Here is a 23,005-nt window from a genome sequence, read left to right as displayed (position 1 = left end):
GGTAGGACTGCCGGGCCTACCCCTGAGGGGGTCAGGATGAGCCCCGCGCCGGGCCTCGACGGCACGGATACTTGCGCTATGGACCAGCACCTCGACCAACGAGCCGAACTGGGCGACTTCCTGCGTGCCTGCCGCGCCCGGCTGCGCCCCGAGGACGTGGGCCTGCCCGACTACGGCCGCCGCCGGGTGCCGGGCCTGCGCAGGGAGGAGCTGGCGCAGCTGGCCGGCGTGTCGGTGGGGTACTACACCCGCCTGGAACAGGGCCAGGGCCACAACGTGTCGGCGGAGGTCCTGGACGCCGTCGCGCGGGCGCTGCGCCTGGGCGACACGGAGGCGGCGCACCTGAACCACCTGGCGAGCCCCCGCACCCGTGGGCGGGGCCGCATCCGGCGCCCCCAGCAGGTCCGCCCGGCGCTGCGCAAGCTGCTGGACGCGATGGAGGGCGTACCGGCGTACCTGGTGGGGCGGCGCCAGGACGTGATCGGCTGGAACCGGCTGGCGGCGGCCGTCTTCGGTGACTTCGGCGCGCACCCGGCGGCGGAGCGGAACCTGGTGCGGCTGGTGTTCCTGGACCCGGCGACGGCGGAGCTGTACGCGGACTGGGAGTGCCGGGCCTGCGAGGTGGTCAGCAACCTGCGGATGTACGCCGGCCAGCACCCCGACGACGAGCAGCTGACGGCGCTGGTCGGGGAGCTGTCGGTGAAGAACGAGGAGTTCCGCCGGCTGTGGGCGGCCCACACGGTGGCCGACAAGACGCACGGGGTGAAGCGGCTGCGGCATCCGCTGGTCGGCGAGATGGAGCTGGCCTTCGAGACACTGACCCTGCCGGACGATCCGGCGCAGTTCCTGGTCACCTTCCACCCGGAGCCCGGCTCCCCGTCGGCGGACGCGCTGCGGCTGCTGTCCTCGTGGACGGCCCCGACGGCTCCGACGGCTCCCTCGGCTTCCTCCGCTTCCTCCGCTCCGGCGGAGGAGCGGGCCTGAGGAGGGCAGGCCTGAGGAGGGCGGGACGACAGAACGGCGGGAAGCCCCAGGGGCTCCCCGCCGTTCGGCGGTTGACGTCACGTCACGTCACGCGGACGGACCGGCCTTCCACTCCGCCCAGCTCATGTTCCAGCCGTTCAGGCCGTTGTCCGGCTTGATGGTCTTGTCCGGGGAGTTCACCACGGTGACCACGTCACCGATGAGCGAGTTCTCGAAGAACCACGAACCGGCGGTGTCCGGGTCGTTGGCACCCTTGGCGTCGTTCAGGCCGACACAGCCGTGGCTGGTGTTCACGCTGCCGAAGATGGAGTCGTCGCCCCAGTAGTTGCCGTGGATGAACGTGCCCGACGTGGACAGCCGCATCGCGTGCGGGACGTCCTTGATGTCGTACTCGCCCTTGCCCTCGCTGTTCTTGAAGCCCACGGTGGAACCGTCCATCCGGGTCTCCTTGAACTTCTCGGAGATCACCATCTGACCGTTGTAGGTCGGGTTCTCCGGGGAGCCCGCCGAGATCGGGATGGTCTTGAGGACCTGCCCGTCCCGGGTGACCGTCATCTTCTTGGTCTTCGTGTCGACCGTGGAGACCTGGCTCCGGCCGATCTTGAAGGTGACGGTCTTGTTCTGCACGCCCATGACGCCGGGCGCGCCCTGCACGCCCTGGAGCGCCAGCTTCAGCGTGACGGTGGAGTTCGCCTGCCAGTACTGCTCCGGACGGAAGTCCAGGCGCTGGTTGCCGAACCAGTGGCCGACGACCTCCTGGCCGCTGCTGGAGGTGACCGTGATGGCCGCCTGGACGGCCTTCGTGTCCTTGATCGGCTTGTTGAAGTTGATCGAGACCGGCATGCCGACGCCGACGGTCTGACCCTCTTCCGGCGTGTAGTCGCCGATGAAGCTGTTCTCGGGCGACAGCGTCGTGAAGGAGGAGTTCTCGTGCGCCTCGCGCCCGGCCTCGTCCTTCGCCGTCGCCGCCAGGGCGTACTTCGTGGAGCGCTTCAGCGCCGCGTCCGGCTTCCAGCTCTTGCCGTCGGCCGCGATCTTGCCCGCCACCGCGGTGCCGTCCGAGCTCTTGAGCTCGACCTTGGTGAGCGTACCGTCGCTGACGGTGACGTTCGTCCCGTCGTTCGTCGGTATGTTGCTGGAACCGTCCTTCGGCGTGATCGCTATCTTCGCCTTGGAGGCGTCCTTCGCCGCGGCCGCGTCGACGTCGGCCTGCGACTTACTCGTGTCCCCGCCCTGAGACTTGTCGGCACCCCCGTCGTTGCAGGCCGAAAGCATCAGTACGCCACCGAGCACGGCGGACACGGCCACCAGGGACCGTCGCCGCCGCTTGCTGTACGTCCTCACACGTCACTCCATCGTTGCCGGAAACCCCGAGGCTGCATTCCCGGGATCGGGCCGGGCAGGGGGGATCACCCCCTGCACGTCCTGACAACGCGTTAACGACGCGGATCGGTTCCACACTCCGTTCGAATGTGTGCAACCCCACGGTCAGGCGTTGTCGGCCTCTTCTTCGAAGACCCCATCTTCCTCGTCCAGGTCCCACTCCAGGGACTCGGGGTCGTATTCGACGGGTTCGCTGCTCCAGGAGGCCTGCGCCAGCTCCACGCCGGCGAGCTCCGCGACCAGGTCGGTGGGGTCGACGAGGTAGGCCAGGGCCTCCGACTCGTCTTCCCGCACGGCGGACTCGGCATGTCCGCGCTCCTCGTCCGGCATGAACTCGTCGGCCTTGATGTGGGCGAGGGCGGCGCCGATGAGGGCGTCGGAATCCGACACCTCCAGCACCAGATCCACCCGAAGCCGGACGTAACGTGATGTCTCAGAAGGGTTCATACGACGGAGAGTAAGCCCGCGACAGCCTCGACTTTCCCACGACCCGCCCCTTTCACTAGCATCTGCGCACACGGCCAATTCGCTGCTTCCGCAAGGGGGATCGCACCGTGTCCGCACCTCGACCGCTGCTCACCGCTCTCGGAGCGACCACCCTCCTCGCCGCCCTCTGGTTCGTCCCGTCGGCGAACGCCACCGCGCCGGACCCCCAGGCCTCCTCCGAAGCCCCCGCCGCCGCCAACACGGGCACCGTCACGGGCGTGGGCACGGGCGACGGCACCATCGCCCCGGAGCAACGCCCGGCGGCGATCACGGTCCTCTCCCTGGCCGACACGGGGAGCGTCGACACCACCCCCTACGTCCTGGGCGGCACCCTGTGCCTGGGCCTGGGCGCGGGCTTCGTGGCGTTCTCGGTACGCCGCTCACGCCACACCTGACCCAAAAGGCGAGGCCGCGCCCCGGGATCCCCCGGGGCGCGGCCTTCGTCGTCGTCGCGGTGCGGCTACGCCAGCGGGCCCGTCACCGGTTCCACCGCCGCCACCAGGCCGCCCGCGCGGACGAAGGCGTCGGCCGCCGCGAGGTCGGGGGCCAGGAAGCGGTCCGGGCCGGGGCCCTGGACGCCCGCCGCGCGGGCCGCCGCGAGGGCGGCCTGGCTGGCCGGGGCCGGGGTGAGGCCGTGGCGCAGCTCCAGGGCGCGGGTGGCCGCGTACAGCTCGATGGCGATGACGCGCGTGAGGTTGTCGACCGCGGTGCGCAGCTTGCGCGCCGCCGACCAGCCCATGGAGACGTGGTCCTCCTGCATGGCGGAGGACGGGATGGAGTCGGCCGAGGCCGGGACGGCGAGTCGCTTCATCTCGCTGACCAGGGCGGCCTGCGTGTACTGGGCGATCATCAGGCCGGAGTCGACGCCGGCGTCGTCCGCGAGGAACGGCGGCAGGCCGTGGCTGCGGTTCTTGTCGAGGAGGCGGTCGGTGCGGCGTTCGGCGATCGAGCCGAGATCCGCGGCCGCGATGGCCAGGAAGTCCAGGACGTAGGCCACGGGCGCGCCGTGGAAGTTGCCGTTGGACTCGACGCGGCCGTCGGGCAGGACGACCGGGTTGTCGACGGCGGAGGCCAGCTCGCGGGAGGCGACGAGGGCGGCGTGCGCGATGGTGTCGCGGCCGGCGCCGGCGACCTGGGGGGCGCAGCGCACGGAGTAGGCGTCCTGCACGCGCGGTGCGGACTCCTCCTGGAAGTGCCCGGTGAGCCCGGAGCCCTTCAGCACGGCGGCCATGTTGGCGGCGGCGGCGCCCTGGCCGGGGTGCGGGCGGATGGCGTGCAGCTCGGGGGCGAGGACCTTCTCGCTGCCGAGGAGCGCCTCCAGGGTGAGGGCGGCGGTGATGTCGGCGGAGGTGTAGAGGGTCCGCAGGTCGGCGAGGGCCATCACCAGCATGCCGAGCATGCCGTCGGTGCCGTTGAGGAGGGCGAGGCCCTCCTTCTCGCGGAGCTCGACGGGCTCGATGCCGTGCTCGGCGAGGAGTTCGCCGGCCGGGCGGACGACGCCGTCGGGGCCCTCGGCGTCGCCTTCGCCCATGAGCGCGAGGGCGCAGTGGGAGAGGGGCGCGAGGTCGCCGGAGCAGCCGAGGGAGCCGTACTCGTGGACGACGGGAGTGATGCCGGCGTTGAGCAGGTCGGCCATGGTCTGGGCGACCGAGGGCCGTACGCCGGTGTGCCCGGAGGCCACCGTCTTCAGGCGCAGGAACATCAGGGCGCGGACGACCTCGCGCTCGACGCGCGGGCCCATGCCGGCGGCGTGGGAGCGGACGATGTTGCGCTGGAGCTGCGCGCGCAGCTCGGGGCTGATGTGCCGGGAGGCGAGGGCGCCGAAGCCGGTCGAGACGCCGTAGACGGGCTCGGGCTTGGCGGCGAGCGCGTCGACGATCTCGCGGGCGCGGCCGAGGGCTTCGAGCGCCTCGCCGGACAGCTCGACCCGCGCGTTGCCTCGGGCGACGGCGATGACGTCCTCGGCGGTGGTCCCGGAGGTCCCCACCACGACAGTGTGCATATCCATATTCAGCACCCTACGGACTGAATCCCTTCATGTCACTAGCTGAGAATGTCACGATCGGGTCCGCCTGTTACCCCTTACGGATCAACCTTCCCGGCCGCACCCGCCCCGCCCGCGCCCCTACTGCCGCCCCCGGAACCGCCGCCGCTCGCCCGGCGCCTCCCGCGCCGCGGCGTCGGCCAGCCGCACCACCGCCGTGTCCCGTCCCGCGACCACCGGGCCCGCCGAACGGGCCGCCTTCGCCTTGTACTGGGCGGCGTCCGCGAGCCGGAACAGCCGCCGGGAGGACTTCACCGGGCCGATCGGGTCCCCCGTGGAGGCCACCCCGCAGGCCACCCCCTCCCCCAGCTCCAGCGCCGCGGCCCGTACGCACACCTCCTCGGTGACCCGTACCACCTCGTCCGCCGACGGGCCGACGCTGACCAGGCAGAACTCGTCGCCGCCCAGCCGGGCGACGAGGGCGCCCGGGAGCATGGCCCCGCACAGGCTCAGCACCGAGCCGAAACGTTCCAGCAGCCGGTCGCCCGTCGCGTGCCCGAGGGTGTCGTTGACCTTCTTGAGGCCGTTCAGGTCACAGACGACCAGACTGACCACCGCGTCCGTGCGCCGGTGCTCCTCCAGCGCCTCGTCGAGCCGCATGTCCACGGCCCGCCGGTTGGCCAGGCCGGTCAGCGGGTCGGTGAAGGCCAGGCGCCGGGCCTCCTCCAGGCGCTCGTTCTGCGCCAGCCCCGCCGCCACGACGGCCGCCAGGACGGTCGCGAACTCCGCGTCGGTGTCGTCGAACCGGGGCAGCCCCGCGTTCCGGGCGACGTACAGCTCCCCCCAGGCGCGCCCGCTGAGCACGATCGGCGCGACCACGCACGTCCCGCGCCCGCGCGCCCGCAGCGCCGCGCCCCGGCGCCCCGGCCGGCCGCCGTCGGCGGCGTCCACCCAGGCGTGCGGCCCGCCGCCACCGACCCAGCGCTCGTGCAGGAACTCGGTGATCTCGGGGAAGTCGTGCACGGGATAGGACTCGTCCTCGGGGAACTCCTCCTCCCCGGGCCGCAGCTCCCCCTCGTTCACCAGCACCCGCAGCCGGCCGCGCTCCCGCTCCCAGGCGGAGACGGCGGCGACGGACCCGTCCAGCGCGAGCCGGGCCCCCCGGGCGGCGGCCCGGACACTGTCCCGCGGGGCGCAGGCCGCCGCCATGGCCTGCGCGAGGCCCACGACGGCCCGAAGCCGTCCGTCAACTCCCATCACCCCAGATTAGGGAGTTTTATCCGATTAAGTGATGGATGCCACGAGTTTGTGCGGCACGGAAAGGGGTTCCACCCCTACTCCCCCGGCCACTCGGGCTTCCGCTTCTCGTTGAACGCCGCCACGCCCTCGGCCCGGTCACCCGAGAAGGCCACCGTCCGCCAGGCCGCGTCCTCGATCTCCAGCCCCGCCGCCAGGTCCATCCCGTGCCCCAGCCGCAGCGCCCGCTTGGCCGCCCGCAGCCCGACCGGGGAGTTCGCCGCCATCGCCGCCGCCAGCTCCAGGGCCCGCGCACGGTCCCCGCCGGCCGGGGCCACCTCGTCGACCAGCCCCAGGGACAGCGCCTCGGCCGCCTCCACCCGGCGGGCCGTGAAGATCAGCTCGGCGGCCCGGGCCGCCCCGACCCGGCGCGGCAGCAGCTGCGTACCGCCGCCGCCCGGGATCACGCCCACCGACACCTCCGGCAGCCCCACGACCGCCGTCTCGTCGGCCACGATCACGTCGCAGGCCAGCGCCAGCTCGAAGCCGCCGCCCAGCGCGAAGCCGTGCACCGCCGCGATCGTCGGCATGGGCAGCTCCAGCACGCCCCCGTACGCACCCCGGGTGGTCGGCCGCTGCCGCACCAGCTCGGCGTCCGACAGCGAGTTGCGCTCCTTGAGGTCCGCGCCCACGCAGAAGGCCCGCTCATGGGTGGAGGACAGGACCACGATCCGTACGCCGGGATCCGCGGCGAGCGCGTCGCACGCGGCGGAGACCGAGCGCGCCATCTCCGTCGAGACGGCGTTCATCGCCTTGGGCCGGTCCAGCACCAGCTCCGCGACCACCCCGCGGTCACCGTGCCGCCGGACCGCTACGAACTCCCCGAAACGGACTTCGTTCCCGCCCACGGCACACTCTCCCCGGAAAAGTTAACGAACGTTACCCGGGGATCTTAGGCGTCCGCCGCGTCAACGACCAGGGCTCCACGACACCCAGTCCGCGCACCGGCCGCTGCCACATCGGCTGGAGCGCGAAGCGGTACGAGCCGCCGCCCTCCTCGTTCTCGGCGTCCTTCTCGGACTTCGGCGCCGCGCCCGTACGGCTCAGCTCCTCGGCCATCGCGCCGTCCACCAGCACCGCGTCCTTCGGCGCTATCGAGGTCAGCCGGCTCGCCAGGTTCACCGTCGTCCCGAAGACGTCGCCCATCCGGGTCGTCACCGTCCCGAACGCTATGCCGACGCGCAGCTCCGGCATCTGGGGGTCCGCCTCCATCGTCTCGATCAGCCGCAGCGCGATCTCCGCCGCCGTCGCCGCGTCGTCGGCGGCGTACAGCACCTCGTCGCCGAGCGTCTTGATCAGCCGGCCGCCGTGCGCGGCGACCAGGTCCGCCGCCGTCGTCTCGAAGGCCTCGACCAGCTCGCCGAGCTCCTCCTCCTCCAGGCGCCGGGTCAGCCGGGTGAAGCCCACCAGGTCCGCAAAGCCCACCGCGAGCCGCCGGTCGACCATCTCCTCGTCGTCCGCGACCTGCACCACCCGGCCCGTGGCCGCAGCGAGCTGGCGGCGCCACACGTAGACGAGGAACTCCTCCAGCTCCGGCAGCAGCAGCTCGACCAGCGGGTAGGTGACCTCCGTACGGGTCATGCCGGGCTCCGGCGGCTCCGTCAGCCCCTCCAGGAAGGAGTCGATCTGCCATTCCGCCAGCCGGGCGGTGGTCTGCCCCGTGGAGCGCGCCACCTGCACCGCCATCGGCTCGCTGAGCAGCCCGGCCTCCACCAGTCCGGCGAGGCGCCGCAGCGCCAGCACGTCGGCCTCGGTCAGGGCCTTGGCCTGACCGATGTCCGCGAAGCCCATGGCCCGCCAGAAACGGGACGCCAGCTCCATCGAGACCCCGGCGCTGCGGGCCGCCTGGAAGGGGGTGTAGCGCCGCTCGGCGCCCAGGATGAGCTGCTCCAGCCGGATGGCGAGCGGATCGGCCGTGGGCTGCGCGGCGTGGTCGACCTCGTGGAACGGGGTGTGCTGGTCCCGTCCGATCGGGGTCCCGGGGTTGCCCGCGGAGCCGGAAGGGGACGCGCTGGACGTAGAGTCGCCGACGGTCAAGGGCCGCCTCCTGTCCATTCCGTGCGCAATCCGGGGAGCCCGATCGGGATCGCCTAAACCATACGGCAGGTGTGCCGTAGCTCACTCCCCCAGTTCCGGCGCCGGGGACGATCGAGCCACCCCCGGCCCGCCCGCGGTGGCCGGGGGAGACGGGGGCGCGGAGGCCCGGGGCGGAGCCCCCGCACCCGGGCCGCCCGGGAAGACCCCGCTAGCGGACGGCCCTCAGGTGGACCACGTCGCCCGCGCCCACCGCCACCCGTTCGTCCTCGGCCGTCCGGATCACCAGGCGCCCGTCGGTGTCCAGCGCCTCGGCCGTACCGGTGAGCACCCGGCCCCCCGGCAGGTCCGCCCGGACGTGCCGGCCGAGCGTGGCGCAGCCCGCCGCGTACGTCTCCTGGAGCCCGCTCTCGCCCGGGTCCCCGGCGGCGTCGCGCCAGCGCCCGTACCACTCCTCCAGCGACCGCAGCACGGCCTTCAGCAGCGGCTCGCGGTCCGTGACCGTCGCCTTCGCGAGGGCCAGGGAGCCCGCCTGCGGTACGGGGAGCTCGTCCTCGGTGAGGGTCACGTTGAGGCCGATGCCGATGACCACCCCGTCTGCCACCCGCTCGGCGAGGATGCCGCCGGTCTTGCGCTCCTCGCCGTCCACGGTCACCAGCAGGTCGTTGGGCCACTTGAGCAGGGTGTCCACGCCCGCCGCCCGCGACAGCCCGGTCGCCGTGGCCACCCCGGCGAGCAGGGTCAGCCACGCCCACCGCTCCTCGGGCACGCCCGCGCCCGGCTTGAGCAGCACGGAGAAGAACAGCCCGGACCGCGCGGGCGCGACCCAGCTGCGGTCGAGCCGCCCCCGACCGGCCGTCTGCTCCTCGGCGACCAGCACGGCCCCCTCGGCCAGCTCACCGGCCCGCGCGGCGAGATCGGTGTTGGTGGACCCGGTGGAGCCCACGACCTCAAGCGAGGTCCACAGGCCGTCCGGCGCGACGAGCGCCCGAGAGAGGGCGGAGGCGTTCAGGGGCGGGCGGTCCAGGCTCGTCCAGCGGCCCGGCGCGGCTCCGGATGAAGCATCTTGTGGAGTCATGCAACCCAATGTAGGTGTGTCAAACGCCGCACTGCCGAGCGCCATGCCCGCCGATACGCTACGCACCAGTAGCCAGCAGCAGTCAATCAATTGACCAGGCAGTTGACACCACACAGGGAGCCGCGACCCCGATGTCCCAACCCTCAGAGCCGATCGACATGCACACGACCGCGGGCAAGCTCGCGGACCTGCGGCGCCGAGTCGAGGAAGCCACACACGCCGGTTCCGAGCGCGCCGTCGAGAAGCAGCACGCCAAGGGCAAGCTGACGGCACGTGAGCGGGTGGCGTTGCTGCTGGACGAGGGGTCGTTCGTCGAGCTGGACGAGTTCGCCCGGCACCGGTCGACCAACTTCGGGCTGGAGAAGACCCGCCCCTACGGCGACGGCGTCGTCACCGGCTACGGCACGGTGGACGGCCGCCCGGTCGCCGTGTTCTCGCAGGACTTCACGGTCTTCGGCGGGGCCCTCGGCGAGGTCTACGGCCAGAAGATCATCAAGGTGATGGACTTCGCCCTGAAGACCGGCTGCCCGGTCGTCGGCATCAACGACTCCGGCGGCGCCCGCATCCAGGAGGGCGTCAGCGCGCTGGGGATGTACGGCGAGATCTTCCGCCGCAACGTCCACGCCTCGGGCGTGATCCCGCAGATCAGCCTGGTCGTCGGCCCCTGCGCCGGCGGCGCCGTGTACTCCCCGGCCATCACCGACTTCACGGTCATGGTCGACCAGACCTCGCACATGTTCATCACCGGCCCGGACGTCATCAAGACGGTCACCGGCGAGGACGTCGGCTTCGAGGAGCTGGGCGGCGCCCGCACCCACAACTCCACCTCGGGCGTGGCGCACCACATGGCGGGTGACGAGAAGGACGCCATCGAGTACGTGAAGTCGCTCCTCGCGTACCTGCCGTCGAACAACCTCTCCGAGCCCCCGGCCTTCCCGGAGGAGGCGGACACCGAGGTCTCCGAGGCCGACCTCGAACTCGACGTGCTGATCCCGGACAGTGCGAACCAGCCGTACGACATGCACACTGTGATTGAGCACGTGCTGGACGACGGGGAGTTCCTGGAGACGCAGTCCCTGTTCGCCCCGAACATCCTCACCGGCTTCGGCCGCGTCGAGGGGCACCCGGTGGGCGTGGTCGCCAACCAGCCGATGCAGTTCGCCGGCTGCCTGGACATCAACGCCTCGGAGAAGGCCGCCCGCTTCGTACGGACGTGCGACGCCTTCAACATCCCGGTGCTGACCTTCGTCGACGTGCCGGGCTTCCTCCCCGGCACCGACCAGGAGTACAACGGAATCATCCGGCGCGGGGCGAAGCTGATCTACGCCTACGCCGAGGCCACCGTCCCGCTCATCACCGTCATCACCCGCAAGGCCTTCGGCGGCGCCTACGACGTCATGGGCTCCAAGCACCTCGGCGCGGACCTGAACCTCGCCTGGCCGACGGCCCAGATCGCCGTCATGGGCGCGCAGGGCGCGGTGAACATCCTGCACCGGCGCACGATCGCGGAGGCCGCCCCGGAGGAGGTGGAGGAGACCCGGGCCCGGCTCATCACCGAGTACGAGGACACCCTGCTCAACCCGTACACGGCCGCCGAGCGCGGTTACATCGACGCGGTGACCATGCCGTCCGAGACCCGCGCCCACGTGGTGAAGGGGCTGCGGCAGCTGCGCACCAAGCGGGAGTCGCTGCCCCCGAAGAAGCACGGCAACATCCCCCTCTAGGTTCCCGAGGAGCTCACAGTGATGATCAAGGTCGTCAAGGGCAACCCGACCCCCGAGGAGCTGGCCGCCGCACTGGCGGTGGTCCACGCGCGCGCGGCGGCGCTGGCCTCCGCGCCGTCGGGCGCGCCCCGGGTCCCGGACGAGTGGTCGGCGCCGGGCCGGGTGGCCCGGCGGCACGTGATGCGGCCGGGGCCGCGCGCGTGGGGCCGTACGTACTGGCCGCACCAGGGCTGATCCCACGAGGCGGCCGATCCCGCGCGGCGGCCGATCCCGCGCGGCGCCGCGCGGAAAATGGCGCGAACGGACGGTGGCGCCTGAGTACGGGTACTCAGGCGCCACCGGCGTGCCGGGACGAGGATCGGAGCATGCTCTGGTCAGACCCGAAGGACGAGCCGCCGAAGGACATGCGCGACGCCCAGGCGATGCTGCGGCGGATGCTGGTGGTGCTGCTGCTGGCGACGCTGGTGGGGGTCTACGTGCTGGGCGTGGCCCCGTTCTAGCCTGGCTAGGCTGACCCCATGACCGTACGCACGCTCGTCCTCGCCTCCGCCTCCCCCGCCCGGCTGAACCTGCTGCGGCAGGCCGGTCTGGCCCCGCACGTGATCGTCAGCGGTTTCGACGAGGACACCCTGGACCACGACGAGCCGGCCGAGCTGGCGCTGGCCCTGGCCGAGGCCAAGGCGGGCGTGGTGGCGGAGCTGCCGGAGGCCGCCGGCGCGCTGGTGATCGGCTGCGACTCGGTGCTGGAACTGGACGGCGAGGCCCTGGGCAAGCCGGCGGACGCGGCGGAGGCCACGGCCCGCTGGAAGTCCATGCGCGGCCGGGCCGGCGTCCTGCGTACGGGCCACTGCGTGATCGACACGGCGACGGGGCGTCAGGTCTCGGCCACGGCCTCGACGACGGTCCGCTTCGGCGAGCCGACGGACGCGGAGGTGGCGGCGTACGTGGAGAGCGGCGAGCCGCTGCACGTGGCCGGGGCGTTCACCCTGGACGGGCTGTCGTCGGCGTTCATCGACGGGATCGACGGGGACCCGGGCAACGTCATCGGCCTGTCGATGCCACTGCTGCGCTCCCTGCTGGGCGAACTGGACGTGTCCATCACGGATTTGTGGGTCTGAGCCCCTCCCGGGCCCCGTCCCCGTCCCCGGCCTCCGCGTGGAGGGTCAGGGCCGCCATGATCAGGCAGAAGACCGCCATGACGGCCGCGAAGGCGCCCCAGCCGACGAGTGCGGCGGCGAGGGCGCCGAGCACCCCGTGGGTGACGGCGGCGGCCACGAGGACGGCCCGTGCGGCGCGCCCGGGTCGCCGGTCGCGCAGGGCGGCGACGGCGAGGAGCACGGCGTTCAGCAGGAGGAAGGCGCCCATGGCGATGCCCAGCCCGTACGTCGCCTTGGACATGACGTCCGGATCGCTGCCGGCGACCGACATCGACTGAGCGGCCGTCGCCCGGCCGAGCACCAGATGGACGACGACGAGCACCGCCGCCTCGACGACGAGCGCGAGCGCGCCCAGCCCCGCCACGAGTCTGCGCAGCACGCCGCCCCCATCCCTCCCACGCCACAAGCGTGTTCGACGCCTGGGAGGCTACTAACGAGTAAACCTGCGGACAAGAGGTCGCGGCGGGTCCGTTACGGGACGGGGTCCGTGACGGCTCTCACGCAAAGATTGCCTAGGCCGTTCGTAGGGACTCCACAAAGAATCGACGGGGGCGGCTGACCCGCCGAACAGAGACCTCCGACGCGCCACAGGGTTACTGTGCAGTTGGGGATCTCCCTGACCTGGGCCGACACAAGGGTTTTCGCACTCAAAGGGCACTCGCATCACGCTCTGTGTGGGCAAGCTCACCACCGGGGAAGGGTCGTAAGGCCGTGTCGGCAGTCCCTAAACTCAGCTTGTTTCAAGGAGGGAGCCATCGTGCGCAAGGTGCTCATCGCCAACCGTGGCGAAATCGCTGTCCGCGTTGCCCGGGCCTGCCGGGACGCCGGGATCGCGAGCGTAGCCGTCTACGCCGATCCGGACCGGGACGCTCTGCACGTCCGCGCGGCAGACGAAGCTTTCGCGTTGGGCGGTGACACCCCGGCGACCAGCTACCTCGACATCAGCAAGGTCCTGCAGGCCGCCGCCGACTCGGGTGCGGACGCCATCCACCCCGGATACGGCTTCCTGTCCGAGAACGCCGAGTTCGCCCAGGCCGTCCTCGACGCGGGCCTGACCTGGATCGGCCCGCCGCCGCAGGCCATCCGCGACCTCGGCGACAAGGTGGCCGCCCGCCACATCGCCCAGCGCGCCGGCGCGCCGCTCGTCGCGGGCACCCCCGACCCGGTCTCCGGGGCGGACGAGGTCGTCGCCTTCGCCGAGCAGCACGGGCTGCCCATCGCCATCAAGGCCGCCTTCGGCGGCGGCGGCCGCGGCCTGAAGGTCGCCCGCACGCTCGAAGAGGTCCCCGAGCTGTACGAGTCCGCCGTGCGCGAGGCCGTGGCCGCCTTCGGCCGCGGCGAGTGCTTCGTCGAGCGCTACCTCGACAAGCCGCGCCACGTCGAGACCCAGTGCCTGGCCGACTCCCACGGCAACGTGGTCGTCGTCTCCACGCGTGACTGCTCGCTCCAGCGCCGCCACCAGAAGCTCGTGGAGGAGGCCCCCGCGCCCTTCCTGTCCGAGGCGCAGAACGCCGAGCTGTACGCCGCGTCCAAGGCCATCCTCAAGGAGGCCGGCTACGTCGGCGCGGGCACCGTCGAGTTCCTGGTCGGCACCGACGGCACCATCTCCTTCCTGGAGGTCAACACCCGCCTCCAGGTCGAGCACCCGGTGACCGAGGAGGTCGCCGGCATCGACCTGGTCCGCGAGATGTTCCGCATCGCCGACGGCGAGGAGCTCGGCTACGGGGACCCGGTCCTGCGCGGCCACTCCTTCGAGTTCCGCATCAACGGTGAGGACCCGGGCCGCAACTTCCTGCCCGCCCCCGGCACCGTCACCAAGTTCGAGGCCCCGACCGGCCCGGGCGTCCGCCTGGACGCCGGCGTGGAGTCCGGCTCGGTCATCGGCCCCGCCTGGGACTCGCTGCTGGCCAAGCTGATCGTCACCGGCGCCACCCGCGAGCAGGCCCTCCAGCGTGCCGCGCGTGCCCTGGCGGAGTTCAACGTGGAGGGCATGGCCACGGCCATCCCGTTCCACCGCGCGGTCGTCGCCGACCCGGCCTTCGCCCCGGCCGACGGCAACCCGTTCACGGTCCACACCCGCTGGATCGAGACCGAGTTCGTCAACGAGATCCCGGCCTTCGCCGCCCCGGCCGCCGAGGACACCGAGGACGAGCCCGGCCGCGAGACGGTCGTCGTCGAGGTCGGCGGCAAGCGGCTGGAGGTCTCCCTCCCGTCCTCGCTGGGCATGACCCTGGCCCGCACGGCCGCCGCGGGCGGCGCCAAGCCGAAGCGCCGCGCGGCGAAGAAGTCCGGCCCGGCCGCCTCCGGCGACACGCTGGCGTCCCCGATGCAGGGCACGATCGTCAAGGTCGCCGTGGAGGAGGGCCAGCAGGTCAACGAGGGCGACCTGATCGTCGTCCTGGAGGCGATGAAGATGGAGCAGCCGCTGAACGCGCACCGCTCCGGCACGATCGTCGGCCTGACGGCGGAGGTCGGCGCGTCGCTGACGTCGGGCGCCACGATCTGCGAGATCAAGGACTGACACCCCGCACGTGACGAAGGCCCCCACCCGACTGACCGGGCGGGGGCCTTCGCGCTACCCCAGGGGCCCCGGCTGCCGCTGCGCGGGGCAGTTCCCCTACCCACCCTTCGCCCGTTCCTCCCCCAGCTACCGCTGGGGGGACCCCCAGGGGCTCCGCCCCGGACCCCGTTCCGGACGCTCCGCGCCCGGTGCGCTCAAACGCCGCGCGGGCTGGATGTGCGCAGCACATTCCAGCCCCGCCTGGGGGCACCTCCCAGCGGTAGCTGGGGGAGTTTGAGGCGCGGGGGTCTGGGGGCGGAGCCCCCAGGAGGCCCCGCCCCGCGACGGCGGCCCACCGCACCGCCGGCCGGTGTCCGACGGGCCGCCCTGGCGGGGACGGCCCGTCGGACACCGGCCGGGGGGAACGGCGGCAGGCTCCGCGGCGACCAGCGGCTAGCGCCGCCGCATGTCCGCGACGCGGGCCCGCTCCCCCGCCTGCTGCTCCAGCATCGACGCGGGCGCACTCCGCAGCTGCGCACCCGGCCCGCCCCTGCGCTGCACCGGCAGCGGAGCGTCCCGGCGCGGCCGGCGCCCGGGCATGCCGTCCCCGGGACCCCCGTGCCCGCCGGAGGCCGGCGCGGAGCCGGCGACCGTGATCTGCACGCCCTGGTCGGCCAGCGCCTGGAGCTCGGTGGCGGCCCGGTCGTCGTGCGGCGGGGGCTCGTCCGTCACGAGCCGGGTCATCACGTCCGTCGGCACCGTCTGGAACATCGTGTCGGTGCCCAGCTTGGTGTGGTCGGCGAGGACCACGACCTCCGCCGCCGCCTGCACCAGCGCCCGGTCCACGCTCGCGGAGAGCATGTTGGACGTGGACAGCCCGCGCTCGGCGGTCAGGCCGCTGCCGGACAGGAAGGCCCGCGAGACCCGCAGCCCCTGGAGGGACTGCTCGGCGCCGCTGCCGACGAGGGCGTAGTTCGACCCGCGCAGCGTGCCGCCGGTCATCACCACCTCCACCCGGTTGGCGTGCGCCAGCGCCTGGGCGACGAGCAGCGAGTTGGTGACGACGGTCAGTCCGGGCACCCGTGCGAGCCGGCGGGCCAGCTCCTGGGTCGTGGTGCCCGCGCCGACGACGACGGCCTCGCCTTCTTCGACGAGGCCGGCCGCGACGTCGGCGATGGCGGTCTTCTCCGCCGTCGCGAGATGGGACTTTTGCGGAAAGCCGGACTCCCGCGTGAAACCGCCCGGCAAGACCGCACCGCCGTGGCGGCGGTCGAGGAGTCCTTCGGCCTCCAGTGCCCGCACGTCCCGCCGTACGGTCACTTCGGAGGTCTGGACGACGCGGGCGAGCTCCCGGAGCGATACCGCTCCATTGGCCCGCACCATTTCGAGGATCAGTTGGCGACGTTCAGCAGCGAACACGAAACTGACAGTAACCCCAACGACCGTCTGGTTTCAGCTCCTTGCGCCGGAATACCGAAGTTGTCCATACGGTGGGGCGACAAGTGGTATACGCGTCCGAACGGACATCCCGCGTCCACCCGGACGCCACCGCCCGACCCGGAAAGCCGCCCCAACCCCCGTACGGGGAGGGGCGGTTGTTCCGTGGCGGCATGCGGCCCTACGCCTCTCCGGCGGCCTTGCGCGTGTGGAGCTGGCGGGCGACCTCGGCGATCGAACCCGACAGGGAGGGGTACACGGTGAACGCGTTTGCGATCTGCTCGACCGTCAGGTTGTTGTCGACGGCGATCGAGATCGGGTGGATCAGCTCGCTCGCGCGCGGCGAGACGACCACGCCGCCGACCACGATCCCGGTGCCCGGGCGGCAGAACAGCTTCACGAAGCCGTCCCGGATGCCCTGCATCTTGGCGCGCGGGTTGCGCAGCAGGGGCAGCTTCACGACACGGGCGTCGATCTTCCCGGCGTCCACATCGGCCTGGGTGTAACCGACAGTGGCGATCTCGGGGTCGGTGAAGACGTTAGAGGAGACCGTCTTCAGGTTCAGCGGGGCCACCGCGTCACCGAGGAAGTGGTACATCGCGATGCGGCCCTGCATGGCGGCGACGGAGGCCAGCGCGAAGACGCCCGTCACGTCACCGGCGGCATACACGCCCGGCGAGGAGGTCCGCGAGACCTTGTCGGTCCAGATGTGCCCGGACTCCTTCAGCCGGACCCCGGACTCCTCCAGGTTCATGTCCTTGGTGTTCGGGATCGCGCCGACCGCCATCAGGCAGTGGGTGCCGGTGATGACCCGGCCGTCGGAGAGGGTGACCTCGACCCGGTCGCCGACCCGCTTGGCGGACTCGGCGCGCGAGCGGCCGATGACGTTCATGCCGCGGCGGCGGAAGACGTCCTCCAGGACGGCGGCCGCGTCCGGGTCCTCGCCCGGCAGCACGCGGTCGCGGGAGGACACCAGCGTCACGCGGGAGCCGAGCGCCTGGTACGCGCCGGCGAACTCCGCACCGGTCACACCGGAGCCGACCACGATGAGCTCCTCGGGAAGCTCCTCCAGGTCGTAAACCTGGGTCCAGTTCAGGATCCGCTCCCCGTCGGGCATCGCGTCGGGGATCTCGCGGGGGGTGCCGCCGGTCGCGATCAGCACGGCGTCGGCGGTGAGGATCGTCTCGGTGCCGTCGGCCGCGGTGACGATCACGTCCCGGGTGCCGTCGATGCCCTGCGGCCCGCCGAGCTTGCCGCGGCCGCGCAGGACGCGGGCGCCGGCCCGGGTCACGGAGGCGGTGATGTCGTGCGACTGGGCGAGCGCGAGGCGCTTGACGCGCCGGTTCACCTTGCCGAGGTCGACGCCGACGACACGCGCGGCCTGCTCGATCGGCGGGGTGTCGTCCGCGACGACGATGCCGAGCTCCTCGTACGAGGAGTCGAAGGTGGTCATGACCTCGGCGGTCGCGATGAGGGTCTTGGAGGGCACGCAGTCGGTCAGCACCGACGCCCCGCCCAGACCGTCGCAGTCGACGACGGTCACCTCCGCGCCGAGCTGGGCCCCCACCAGGGCCGCCTCATACCCGCCGGGTCCGCCGCCGATGATCACGATCCGGGTCACGAAAACTCCGCCTCACGTCTGCCCGGCCGGCTGCCGCCCCGGCCGGCGATCCGGGGGGTCTCCCCGGGGGATGCATTCCACGCCCATTGTCCCGCACGCTTCAACGTGCTCCACTCCCGGTCCCGCTCACATGTCCCACTCCCGGTCGCGTCCTCCGTCCGCCATCCGGGCACGCGTGCCGGGGCGCCCCTCCCGTACCCTCGACCTCATGTCGCTCTACGCCGCGTACGCCGGCAACCTCGACCCGCGGCTGATGACGCGCCGCGCTCCGCATTCGCCGCTGCGCGGCACGGGCTGGATCAACGACTGGCGGCTGACCTTCGGCGGCGAGCAGATGGGCTGGGAGGGCGCCCTCGCCACCATCGTGGAAGCCCCCCGCCAGCAGGTCTTCGTCGCCCTGTACGACATCGCGCCGCTGGACGAGGACTCCATGGACCGCTGGGAGGGTGTCGGCCTGGACATCTACCGCCGCATGCGGATCCGGGTCCACACGCTGGACGGCGAGGAGGCCGCCTGGTGCTACGTCCTGAACGGCTACGAGGGCGGCCTCCCCTCGGCGCGCTACCTGGGCGAGATCGCCGACGCGGCGGAATCGGCCGGCGCCCCGCACGACTACGTGATGGAACTGCGCAAGCGCCCCTGCTGACCCCGGGGCGGAGCCCCAGGCTCCGTCCAGCCGGTCCCCACCCTCTCCGGCCCCCTCCTCCGGCCTCTCCGGGACGTTTCGGCGGAAACGACAAGGCAACGATCCGAACACCGTGAGCTGTGCCATCTACGCGCGTAGGCCAACAGCGGCTACGCTCATCCGCGTGAACGCATCTGTTACCGACCCCTTCGCCGCCGCCGACGCCGCCGCCGCCCGCCTCCGCGAGCTCACCGGCGTCGAATCCCACGATGTCGCCCTCGTCATGGGCTCCGGCTGGGCCCCCGCCGCAGAGGCGCTCGGCGCGCCCGAGGCCGAGTTCCCGGTCACCGAGCTGCCCGGCTTCCCGCCCCCCGCCGTCGAGGGCCACGGCGGCAAGATCCGCTCGTACAAGATCGGCGACAAGCGTGCGCTGCTCTTCCTCGGCCGGACCCACTTCTACGAGGGCCGCGGCGTCGCCGCCGTCGCCCACGGCGTCCGTACCGCCGTCGCCGCCGGCTGCAAGACCGTCGTCCTGACCAACGGCTGCGGCGGCCTGCGCGAGGGCATGAAGCCCGGCCAGCCCGTCCTGATCAGCGACCACCTCAACCTCACCGCGACCTCGCCGATCGTCGGCGCGAACTTCGTGGACCTCACCGACCTGTACTCGCCGCGCCTGCGCGCGATGTGCAAGGAGATCGACGAGACCCTCGAAGAGGGCGTCTACGTCCAGTTCCCCGGCCCGCACTACGAGACCCCGGCCGAGATCAACATGATCCGCGTCATGGGCGCCGACCTGGTCGGCATGTCCACCGTGCTGGAGGCCATCGCCGCCCGTGAGGCCGGCGCCGAGGTCCTGGGCATCTCCCTGGTCACCAACCTGGCCGCGGGCCTGTCCGGCGAGCCGCTCAACCACGAAGAGGTCCTCCAGGCCGGCCGCGACTCCGCCGCCCGCATGGGCACCCTGCTGACGCAGGTCCTCGCCCGCATCTGATCGACGACTCGACGACTCGACGACTCGACGACCGACGACGTACGAGAGGTAAGGCGGAACTAGTGGAACAGGCACAGGACGACCTGCTCACCCGGGCCCGGGCCTGGCTGGCGGAGGACCCCGACGAGGAGACGGCGGCCGAGCTGCGCGGGCTCATCGAGGCGGGCGACACCGCCGAGCTCGCGGACCGCTTCTCCGGCACGCTCCAGTTCGGCACCGCCGGACTGCGCGGCGAGATCGGCGCGGGCCCGATGCGGATGAACCGCTCCGTGGTCATCCGCGCGGCGGCGGGCCTGGCGGCCTACCTGAAGGCCCAGGGCCACGAGGGCGGCCTGGTGGTCGTCGGCTACGACGCCCGCTACAAGTCCGCGGACTTCGCCCGTGACACGGCGGCCGTCATGACGGGCGCCGGCCTGCGCGCGGCCGTGCTCCCCCGCCCCCTGCCCACGCCGGTCCTCGCGTACGCGATAAGGCACCTGGGAGCCGTCGCCGGCGTCGAGGTGACCGCGAGCCACAACCCGCCCCGGGACAACGGCTACAAGGTCTACCTCGGCGACGGCTCGCAGATCGTCTCCCCGGCGGACGCGCAGATCGCGGCGGAGATCGACGCGATCACCACCCTCGCGTCCGTCCCCCGCCCCTCGGACGGCTGGCTGCAGCTCGACGAGGAGGTCCTGGAGGCCTACCTGGCGCGCACGGACGCCGTCCTGACCCCCGGGTCCCCGCGCGGCGTGCGGACCGTCTACACGGCCATGCACGGCGTCGGCAAGGACGTCGTCATGGCGGCCTTCGCCCGGCACGGCTTCCCCACCCCGGTGCTCGTCGCCGAGCAGGCGGAGCCGGACCCGGCCTTCCCGACGGTCGCCTTCCCCAACCCGGAGGAGCCCGGCGCGATGGACCTGGCCTTCGCGAAGGCCGCCGAGGTCCACCCCGACATCGTGATCGCCAACGACCCGGACGCGGACCGCTGCGCGGTCGCCGTCCCCGACGACGGCGGCTGGCGCATGCTGCGCGGCGACGAGGTCGGCGCGCTCCTGGCGGCCCACCTGGTCCACAAGGGCGCGCAGGGCGTCTTCGCCGAGTCGATCGTCTCCTCGTCCCTCCTGGGCCGCATCGCCGAGGCGGTGAACCTGGGCTACGAGGAGACCCTCACGGGCTTCAAGTGGATCTCCCGCGTGGAGGGCCTGCGCTACGGCTACGAGGAGGCCCTCGGCTACTGCGTGGACCCGGAGGGCGTCCGCGACAAGGACGGCATCACCGCCGCCCTCCTGGTCGCCGAGCTGGCCTCGGTGCTCAAGGAGCAGGGCCGGACCCTGACCGACCTGCTGGACGACCTGGCGATGGCCCACGGCCTGCACCACACCGACCAGCTCTCGGTCCGCGTCGAGGACCTGTCGATCATCGCGAACGCGATGGCGCGGCTGCGCGCGGAACCCCCGACGGCCCTGGCGGGCCTGCGGGTGGTCTCGGCGGAGGACCTGTCCCGGGGCACGGCCACCCTCCCGCCCACGGACGGCCTGCGCTACTACCTGGAGGGCGACTACAAGGCCCGGGTGATCTGCCGCCCGTCGGGCACGGAGCCCAAGCTGAAGTGCTACCTGGAGGTCGTCGTCCCGGTGGCGGAAGCCTCGGACCTCACCTCGGCCCGCGTCCGGGGCCAGGAGATCCTGGACACGGTGAAGAAGGACCTCGCGGCGGCCATGGGCCTGTAAGCCCGTAACCCCCGGCCCCGCGCCCGACGGCCCCCTCGGCCCCACCGAAGGGGCCGTCGTCGTCCCGGCGAGCGGGCCGGGGCCGGGGAGGGTCGGGACTTCGGCCGGGCGGTCTCAGAGCAGCCTTGGGGGTTTCCCGTCAGTCTCATCGTCCTTCCGCGTCGGGACGGTCAGTCAAGGGCGCTCCTTCGTCGCGTCGCTTCGCGATGTCGCTGCGCTCCACCCTTGACAGCCCGCCCCGCCACGAAAAGCCGAAGACTGCCGGGAACCCCCCAAAGGAACAGGACGGACGCAGGTCATGCAATCGGCGGGATCAGCGACCCGTCGGGGTCGTCGGGACACGGCAGACCACCCATCCGGCCCCGTCAACCGGTAAGCCATGCCACCCCACGCATCAGATCGCTACGCGCTCCTCCCGTCTCAGCGTCCACCGCCCGCCTGGGGCCGCTACCCGCACGAAATGACGATCAGGGAGTCATCCGGGACCGGGGGCGCGTCAGATCGCTACGCGCTCCTCTTTCGTCGGCGCCCGCCGTCCGTCCTGGGCTGATACCTGCACCAAAAGACGAACCGGATGGCGTCCGGAGGCCGTCTACCCGGATCGCCGGGCGGATGAGGTGCACGTTCGGGACGCGGTCCGCAGTGGTGCTCACGCCCAGAAGGCGTCGGTGACGGTGATCTGGGGGTCTGCGTGCCTGCGGATGAAGGTGAAGACGAGCCACCCGCGTCCGCCCGCGAGGTCGGCGATGTGGGGTCCACCCGGGCTGGTGGAGGCCAGAGGGCGGACCGTGATCCAGTGCGGCAGGTTGCTGTCGGCATCGATGCCGCGGAAGTAGGGATCTGCGGCGGTGATCAATTCGGCTCTGGCGGACAGAATGAGCTCCCTGCCGTCGGCAGGCATGTCGTCGAACTCCTGGCGGGCTTCACGTGTCCAGTCCATCTGCCAGGGCGGAGCCGGAGGGTCATCCGTCACTGACCGGGCTCCAAGGCGGCTGCGGCCCGCCGCAGACGGCTGTACTCGCCCAGGAGCCGGGCGGATTCATCCGGGTCCTCGGACTTCGAGGCGCGCACCTCGAGGTCGCGAAGGTGCTCCTCCAGAGCGGGGTCCCGGGCAATGGCGTACTGAGTCCACCACAGTCGCATGAAGGCCGGCACCGGGGTGAGGTTGAAGGCGTCCCCGATCGCGCGCCTCCAGTGAGCCTCGAAATCCGGCAGGAGGTGGGGGGCATGGTCCTGGATGGCCAGGCGTAGCGCCTGAGGGGTGCGTTCGGGCATCGGCGGGATGCGACGGGGCCGGCCGTCGCCGGGACCATCGACGTGTACGGGCTGCGCTGTCATGACGTGGGGGCTCCCGATGTGCGCCCGGAGCGGCTCAGGCCGCGTCCTGGTCGGCTGACGCGGCGTCCGCCAGTTGCAGGTAGTGCTCGAACCATTCGGCAGGCACCAGGTAGGCGAGAGTCTTGCCCTTACGCGTGATCGCCGCCGGCTCCAGCGCGATCCTCGTTCGGTCAAGGATCTCGCCCATCTGCTTGCGAAGGTCGATCGTCGTGTAGGTCCGCGTCTCCATGCTCCACACGCTACCCCAACTATCATAGTTGCGAGAGTTGAATCACCCGGACGAGCAGGAGCAACCCCAGACGGCCGCCGGACGCTGAGAAATGAGAAGCGCGTAGCGATCTGATGCGTGGGGTGGCGCCGATTGCCACGGAGGGGCCCGGATGCCCGGTCTGCCGTGTCCCGGCCTCCCCGGGGGATCGCTGATCCCGCCGAGTGCACCACCATGACCCGTGCCGTCCTTTTGGGGGTTTCCCGGCAGTCTTCGGCTTTTCGTGGCGGGACGGGCTGTCAAGGGTGGCCGAAGGCCATCGCGAAGCGACGCGACGAAGGAGCGCCCTTGACAGGGCGGCCCGACGCGGAAGGACGATGAGACTGACGGGAAACCCCCAAGGCGTCTCTGAGAACGGCCGGCTCAGGTGCCGCCCTTCCCGGCCCC

General features: G+C 72.1%; 23 protein-coding genes. 10 read left to right on the top strand and 13 right to left on the bottom strand.

Going from position 1 to position 23,005, the window contains the following annotated elements:
* The first annotated feature begins 78 nt into the window (after window positions 1-78).
* Entirely contained in the window at window positions 79-984 is a 906-nt protein-coding gene (locus ABT403_RS08170) for a helix-turn-helix transcriptional regulator (RefSeq protein ID WP_344164013.1), read from the top strand.
* An 87-nt stretch (window positions 985-1,071) separates the two neighbouring features.
* Here the strand turns inward: ABT403_RS08170 and ABT403_RS08165 are convergent, their stop codons facing one another.
* Both ABT403_RS08165 and ABT403_RS08160 read right to left on the bottom strand, forming a co-directional pair.
* Window positions 1,072-2,328, bottom strand: a complete 1,257-nt coding sequence (locus ABT403_RS08165; protein ID WP_344164010.1) for a L,D-transpeptidase — start codon at window positions 2,326-2,328, stop codon at window positions 1,072-1,074.
* A gap of 144 nt (window positions 2,329-2,472) precedes the next feature.
* Window positions 2,473-2,814, bottom strand: coding sequence for a hypothetical protein (locus tag ABT403_RS08160; protein ID WP_344164008.1), 342 nt, complete (start codon window positions 2,812-2,814; stop codon window positions 2,473-2,475).
* 107 nt (window positions 2,815-2,921) lie between these two features.
* Here ABT403_RS08160 and ABT403_RS08155 point away from each other — a divergent pair, with 107 nt between their 5' ends.
* Complete coding sequence (locus ABT403_RS08155; RefSeq protein ID WP_344164005.1) at window positions 2,922-3,248, top strand: hypothetical protein; 327 nt, start codon at window positions 2,922-2,924, stop codon at window positions 3,246-3,248.
* A gap of 65 nt (window positions 3,249-3,313) precedes the next feature.
* On the opposite strand, the gene hutH is transcribed toward ABT403_RS08155, so the two are convergent.
* The 5 genes from hutH to ABT403_RS08130 all read right to left on the bottom strand — a co-directional run bounded on the left by hutH (window position 3,314) and on the right by ABT403_RS08130 (window position 9,245).
* Window positions 3,314-4,855 carry a histidine ammonia-lyase gene (gene hutH, locus ABT403_RS08150; RefSeq protein WP_344165815.1) on the bottom strand — a complete coding sequence of 514 codons (1,542 nt, stop codon included), beginning with the start codon at window positions 4,853-4,855 and terminating at the stop codon, window positions 3,314-3,316.
* Between the two features lie 123 nt (window positions 4,856-4,978).
* The gene (locus tag ABT403_RS08145) at window positions 4,979-6,094 is read right to left on the bottom strand and encodes a GGDEF domain-containing protein (RefSeq protein WP_344164003.1); all 1,116 of its coding nucleotides are present in this window, start codon (window positions 6,092-6,094) and stop codon (window positions 4,979-4,981) included.
* Between the two features lie 77 nt (window positions 6,095-6,171).
* Entirely contained in the window at window positions 6,172-6,981 is an 810-nt protein-coding gene (locus ABT403_RS08140) for an enoyl-CoA hydratase/isomerase family protein (protein ID WP_344164000.1), read from the bottom strand.
* 31 nt (window positions 6,982-7,012) lie between these two features.
* On the bottom strand, window positions 7,013-8,188 hold the full coding sequence (locus ABT403_RS08135) for an adenylate/guanylate cyclase domain-containing protein (protein ID WP_425580246.1): 1,176 nt from the start codon (window positions 8,186-8,188) through the stop codon (window positions 7,013-7,015).
* 190 nt (window positions 8,189-8,378) lie between these two features.
* On the bottom strand, window positions 8,379-9,245 hold the full coding sequence (locus ABT403_RS08130; RefSeq protein WP_344163995.1) for a biotin--[acetyl-CoA-carboxylase] ligase: 867 nt from the start codon (window positions 9,243-9,245) through the stop codon (window positions 8,379-8,381).
* 131 nt (window positions 9,246-9,376) lie between these two features.
* Here ABT403_RS08130 and ABT403_RS08125 point away from each other — a divergent pair, with 131 nt between their 5' ends.
* The 4 genes from ABT403_RS08125 to ABT403_RS08110 all read left to right on the top strand — a co-directional run bounded on the left by ABT403_RS08125 (window position 9,377) and on the right by ABT403_RS08110 (window position 12,087).
* Complete coding sequence (locus ABT403_RS08125) at window positions 9,377-10,969, top strand: acyl-CoA carboxylase subunit beta (protein WP_344163992.1); 1,593 nt, start codon at window positions 9,377-9,379, stop codon at window positions 10,967-10,969.
* A gap of 21 nt (window positions 10,970-10,990) precedes the next feature.
* Entirely contained in the window at window positions 10,991-11,203 is a 213-nt protein-coding gene (locus ABT403_RS08120; protein ID WP_344163989.1) for an acyl-CoA carboxylase epsilon subunit, read from the top strand.
* A 131-nt stretch (window positions 11,204-11,334) separates the two neighbouring features.
* Window positions 11,335-11,469 carry a morphogenic membrane protein MmpB gene (gene mmpB, locus ABT403_RS08115; protein ID WP_344163986.1) on the top strand — a complete coding sequence of 45 codons (135 nt, stop codon included), beginning with the start codon at window positions 11,335-11,337 and terminating at the stop codon, window positions 11,467-11,469.
* An 18-nt stretch (window positions 11,470-11,487) separates the two neighbouring features.
* The gene (locus tag ABT403_RS08110; protein WP_344163983.1) at window positions 11,488-12,087 is read left to right on the top strand and encodes a Maf family protein; all 600 of its coding nucleotides are present in this window, start codon (window positions 11,488-11,490) and stop codon (window positions 12,085-12,087) included.
* Here ABT403_RS08110 and ABT403_RS08105 read toward each other — a convergent pair.
* Window positions 12,068-12,505: a hypothetical protein gene (locus ABT403_RS08105; RefSeq protein ID WP_344163980.1), complete on the bottom strand. Its 438-nt coding sequence runs from the start codon at window positions 12,503-12,505 to the stop codon at window positions 12,068-12,070. The genes ABT403_RS08110 and ABT403_RS08105 overlap by 20 nt on opposite strands.
* Before the next feature lie 378 nt (window positions 12,506-12,883).
* Here ABT403_RS08105 and ABT403_RS08100 point away from each other — a divergent pair, with 378 nt between their 5' ends.
* Complete coding sequence (locus ABT403_RS08100) at window positions 12,884-14,647, top strand: acetyl/propionyl/methylcrotonyl-CoA carboxylase subunit alpha (RefSeq protein ID WP_344163977.1); 1,764 nt, start codon at window positions 12,884-12,886, stop codon at window positions 14,645-14,647.
* 432 nt (window positions 14,648-15,079) lie between these two features.
* On the opposite strand, the gene ABT403_RS08095 is transcribed toward ABT403_RS08100, so the two are convergent.
* Together ABT403_RS08095 and ABT403_RS08090 are read right to left on the bottom strand one after the other, a co-directional pair.
* Entirely contained in the window at window positions 15,080-16,009 is a 930-nt protein-coding gene (locus ABT403_RS08095) for a DeoR/GlpR family DNA-binding transcription regulator (protein ID WP_385533872.1), read from the bottom strand.
* A gap of 235 nt (window positions 16,010-16,244) precedes the next feature.
* On the bottom strand, window positions 16,245-17,684 hold the full coding sequence (locus ABT403_RS08090; RefSeq protein WP_344163971.1) for an NAD(P)H-quinone dehydrogenase: 1,440 nt from the start codon (window positions 17,682-17,684) through the stop codon (window positions 16,245-16,247).
* Window positions 17,685-17,892: 208 nt separating this feature from the next.
* On the opposite strand from ABT403_RS08090, the gene ABT403_RS08085 reads away from it, so the two are divergent.
* From ABT403_RS08085 to ABT403_RS08075, 3 genes are all read left to right on the top strand, one after another.
* The gene (locus tag ABT403_RS08085) at window positions 17,893-18,330 is read left to right on the top strand and encodes a gamma-glutamylcyclotransferase family protein (protein ID WP_007266087.1); all 438 of its coding nucleotides are present in this window, start codon (window positions 17,893-17,895) and stop codon (window positions 18,328-18,330) included.
* Between the two features lie 163 nt (window positions 18,331-18,493).
* Entirely contained in the window at window positions 18,494-19,300 is an 807-nt protein-coding gene (locus ABT403_RS08080) for a purine-nucleoside phosphorylase (RefSeq protein ID WP_045949141.1), read from the top strand.
* Window positions 19,301-19,362: 62 nt separating this feature from the next.
* Window positions 19,363-21,012, top strand: a complete 1,650-nt coding sequence (locus tag ABT403_RS08075) for a phospho-sugar mutase (protein ID WP_344163961.1) — start codon at window positions 19,363-19,365, stop codon at window positions 21,010-21,012.
* 649 nt (window positions 21,013-21,661) lie between these two features.
* Here ABT403_RS08075 and ABT403_RS08070 read toward each other — a convergent pair.
* Genes ABT403_RS08070 through ABT403_RS08060 form a run of 3 tightly spaced genes read right to left on the bottom strand, consistent with a single transcriptional unit; the run spans window position 21,662 to window position 22,579 of the window.
* Window positions 21,662-21,985, bottom strand: coding sequence for a hypothetical protein (locus ABT403_RS08070; protein WP_351648366.1), 324 nt, complete (start codon window positions 21,983-21,985; stop codon window positions 21,662-21,664).
* On the bottom strand, window positions 21,982-22,350 hold the full coding sequence (locus tag ABT403_RS08065; RefSeq protein ID WP_344163955.1) for a DUF6247 family protein: 369 nt from the start codon (window positions 22,348-22,350) through the stop codon (window positions 21,982-21,984). Before ABT403_RS08065 ends, ABT403_RS08070 begins: the two co-directional genes overlap by 4 nt.
* Before the next feature lie 34 nt (window positions 22,351-22,384).
* A complete protein-coding gene (locus tag ABT403_RS08060) occupies window positions 22,385-22,579 on the bottom strand; it encodes a type II toxin-antitoxin system Phd/YefM family antitoxin (RefSeq protein WP_344163952.1) in 195 nt (64 codons plus the stop codon).
* Between the last annotated feature and the right edge of the window lie 426 nt (window positions 22,580-23,005).

This window comes from Streptomyces sp. NPDC000075, assembly GCF_040301925.1.
GTDB lineage: Bacteria > Actinomycetota > Actinomycetes > Streptomycetales > Streptomycetaceae > Streptomyces > Streptomyces polychromogenes.
This window is presented reverse-complemented; position numbering and strand designations above follow the sequence as displayed.